Origin of the sequence: Mesorhizobium sp. M7A.F.Ca.US.005.03.2.1 (assembly GCF_003997795.1) — a bacterium.
GTDB lineage: Bacteria > Pseudomonadota > Alphaproteobacteria > Rhizobiales > Rhizobiaceae > Mesorhizobium > Mesorhizobium ciceri.
Map to the genome: position 1 here is coordinate 1 of NZ_RZRP01000774.1, position 2,983 is coordinate 2,983.

A 2,983-nucleotide genomic window follows, 5' to 3' on the forward strand; every position below is an offset into this window, starting at 1 on the left:
GTACTCACACTTCGGATCAGTAAGGCGAGCGGCACTCCCTGCGAGGGCCGTAATTCGGCTGGAACGTGTTGTCCGAAGTACGGTAGCTGCGATAGTGGTCGTAGCACCACTGGACGTGGGCGTTACCCCCGTAGACGCGGTTGTTTTCATTGTTGATGATTGCCCCGGTAATCAGCGCGCCGGTAGCGAAGGCCGCAAGCGGGAACCAATAATCGCCGTGACGACGGTAGCCGGGGCGATATTCGCGATAGCCGCGATGGCCATTCCAATACATGCCGCGATTGCGGGAAAAAGTGCGGTCACGCGAAAAATTGCGATTGTAGCGGTCCTTGCGCCACTCCCGGTACTGGACTGTCTGTACATCCGGCACCGCGACCTGGGACTGCGGCACATAGTTCGGTTGGGCATTAACCGACACCGCCTCCGCCGCAACGAATGTGGCGGAGAGAGCGGTCGCCAGCAGGCTCGTTGTGATTCTGTTCATTGGTCTTCTCCTCGATGGTTTGGCGGACGTCCCTGTGCCCGAAAAACGAGCGGCGCATACAATTGTTCCCCAGACTGGATGCCACCGTCAGGCATAAATGGCAGCGTTCCTTGGCCGTTCTCCCCCCGACAGCGCGTGGGACAAGTGCCGCGACAGGGCGAAGCCGCCCGTGTTTGCGAGACCTCTTTTTCCGGTTGACCGGTCGAGGCACTCTCCCTATGTTCCGCGCAATTTCGAGGGCCGCCTTTCGCCCGCGGGAGCGCGTAGCTCAGCCGGTAGAGCAACTGACTTTTAATCAGTAGGTCATGGGTTCGAATCCCATCGCGCTCACCACTCCCAAACCCAAGCAGCGCAAGGCTTTGCGGAGATTTGGCGACCGGTCTTTTTGAATTCCTTTGTGTCTTTAATAACGATTTAGTAATGGCTGGCCAGCGTGCCGGTGGAATGCATTGACTCGGCTGGTCCGCGCTATACGATTGTCCGCGAGTTCCCCGGCAACCCCTCTTCAAAATCCCGGATGAAGTAGGAGTGTGTGCCTATGAAAAGCTATTCTCGGGAGTTCGCCCTCAGCGACAACTCGGACGGTTCATCCCACAGGCTTTTGGTTTTCGGCGAATTTCCGAATGCCGAAGGGTTCGTCGGATGCCTCACGACTGCCAAAGGTGCGGAAGTTCTTATCCTCGGCCTCAATGCCACTGGAGGGAGGCCGGCAAAGTTTCGCGATTATCTGGAACGGGCCGACGCTCGCTTCCGGAGATTCAAAAAGAAGCAGGCCACAAAGGCCTAGCAGTAGCTAATCGGCCAAAACCACCGTCCCAAGCCATAGAGCCATGCGCGCCGCCCCAAGTGTGTGGGCGGCGCTGAATTGCGGAATGTGGCCCGGTAGTTTACGCAGGGAGACCCGTAATTTTCTGCATCGAGAAGAAGAAATGCCTGTCATCGTAAATTTTTGGATGGGAAGCCCACTAAGTTACATCACCACGAAAATAGAAACTTACTTCAACGATCAGGCCATCAGCAGCGCGACGGGATTCATTTTGCACCTCGCGACCAACTATTTTCTGATCACTAATTGGCATGTGTTGAGCGGTAGAAATCCGATCGACAATGCGTGCCTTTCACCAACAGCAGCAATTCCCAATCGCATTAAGTTTCATGTCGCGCTTTCCAAGAAACGGATCATCAAAGGTCGAGAGCACGAGTCGCTTTTTTTCAAACCAATGGACGTGTGGTTATTTAAGCGAAATGAACCGATCTGGATCGATAGCAAAGGTAACGACAATCAAAATGACTTTGCTGCTATCCTGATCGACAGCTACGTGCCGGAATTGAAGAGCAGGGGGCACAGCCTGCGCTCAATTGCAGGAGGCAAAGTGACAATGAAGCGTGGCGCTTCGCCGCCAGAAACTGGGCCAGTACCGGTGTCTGACGTCAGCCATTTTTACCCGGCGGTTGGATCAGAGGTTTTTGTTCTCGGCTACCCAAAAGGGATTAGTGCTGGTGGCGTGTTCCCAATATGGAAACGAGCGTCAATTGCATCGGAACCTCAGACATCCCTCACTCTAGGCGGAAAGGAATACCCGACCGCTTTCTACATTGATGCGATGACGAAGTCAGGAATGTCCGGATCGCCCGTTGTTTATTTGGGCGAAAAGGGAGACCGGCTGTTTTCGGACGACGGAGTTCAAGTCGAGCTCAAGGACGACGAGCCATTGATGGTTGGAGTCTATGCTGGCCGAGACGGTGTGTCCAAAGACGAGCACGAATTGTCGCTGGGTAGGGTCTGGAAAACGGAAGCCGTTGAGCGAATGGCCTTTGCCGCCATCGCTAGACCGCTTCACAAAAGACACACCAGCTAGAAGCCCCCTTCGGCTAGTGGCGCAACTTCAAGCCCCGGCTTAGCTGATTGAAATGGCCGCCGGCGGGGGCAGCGCGCCTTTCCAGATAAGCTGCCCCTTCGGTCTCCACGAACTGCTGGACCAGCGCGTCGACCGTTAACAGCCCTCGCTCGGTCCTAGCATGGACGACTCGCTCTTTCTTGCGGCCATCGGACTCACCGACCTCGAAATCATTTTGGCTTTCCAGTGTCGCCATGGCGCCCTCGATCAGCCCCTGTTTGACGCCAGCTTTTGCGAGCGAATGAAAGAGGGTCATACGGACGGCGTGGTCGCGTGACGCCTGCTTTTCAGCCGCCACCATCTTGGGGCCTTCAACCTTCAGCGTCTCCAGCGAAGCCGTGAGGCGGGCGATCTCAGCCTTTGCCTCCGTGACGTAGTTGGCGGCGCTGACGCACAGTATCAAATCGTAGCCCTCGCAATCGTCATCGTCCTCGTCAACAGGCCGGTAGGCGATGCGGTATTCATGCGGCACCGACGCAAGGTCGGTCTTGGTGAGCTTCATGCGTAGGCGAAGGCCTTCACCGATGTAGTGATCTGACTTGGCCATGTCTCATGCCTCCTGTTGCTGATGGGCAGCGAGCACGCTTTCGCGCTTGGAGCG

4 protein-coding genes and 1 tRNA gene are annotated in these 2,983 nt (G+C 56.1%); 3 read left to right on the plus strand and 2 right to left on the minus strand.

Annotated elements, in window-relative coordinates:
• Positions 1–16: 16 nt before the first annotated feature.
• Complete coding sequence (locus EN991_RS30040; protein WP_127370101.1) at positions 17–484, minus strand: BA14K family protein; 468 nt, start codon at positions 482–484, stop codon at positions 17–19.
• A 257-nt stretch (positions 485–741) separates the two neighbouring features.
• Here EN991_RS30040 and EN991_RS30045 point away from each other — a divergent pair.
• The 3 genes from EN991_RS30045 (at position 742) to EN991_RS30055 (ending at position 2,343) form a co-directional block, all read left to right on the plus strand.
• Positions 742–817: transfer RNA gene (locus EN991_RS30045), tRNA-Lys, on the plus strand.
• 205 nt (positions 818–1,022) lie between these two features.
• On the plus strand, positions 1,023–1,271 hold the full coding sequence (locus EN991_RS30050) for a hypothetical protein (protein WP_127370102.1): 249 nt from the start codon (positions 1,023–1,025) through the stop codon (positions 1,269–1,271).
• A gap of 142 nt (positions 1,272–1,413) precedes the next feature.
• Positions 1,414–2,343: a trypsin-like peptidase domain-containing protein gene (locus EN991_RS30055; protein ID WP_164766185.1), complete on the plus strand. Its 930-nt coding sequence runs from the start codon at positions 1,414–1,416 to the stop codon at positions 2,341–2,343.
• Positions 2,344–2,356: 13 nt separating this feature from the next.
• Here the strand turns inward: EN991_RS30055 and EN991_RS30060 are convergent, their stop codons facing one another.
• Positions 2,357–2,929, minus strand: a complete 573-nt coding sequence (locus EN991_RS30060) for a hypothetical protein (RefSeq protein WP_127370104.1) — start codon at positions 2,927–2,929, stop codon at positions 2,357–2,359.
• Between the last annotated feature and the right edge of the window lie 54 nt (positions 2,930–2,983).

What these genes read in the sequence shown, in the direction of transcription:
- EN991_RS30040 (WP_127370101.1), bottom strand. Translation starts at nt 484, where the DNA reads ATGAACAGAATCACAACGAGCCTGCTGGCGACCGCTCTCTCCGCCACA.
- EN991_RS30050 (WP_127370102.1), top strand. Translation starts at nt 1,023, where the DNA reads ATGAAAAGCTATTCTCGGGAGTTCGCCCTCAGCGACAACTCGGACGGT.
- EN991_RS30055 (WP_164766185.1), top strand. Translation starts at nt 1,414, where the DNA reads ATGCCTGTCATCGTAAATTTTTGGATGGGAAGCCCACTAAGTTACATC.
- EN991_RS30060 (WP_127370104.1), bottom strand. Translation starts at nt 2,929, where the DNA reads ATGGCCAAGTCAGATCACTACATCGGTGAAGGCCTTCGCCTACGCATG.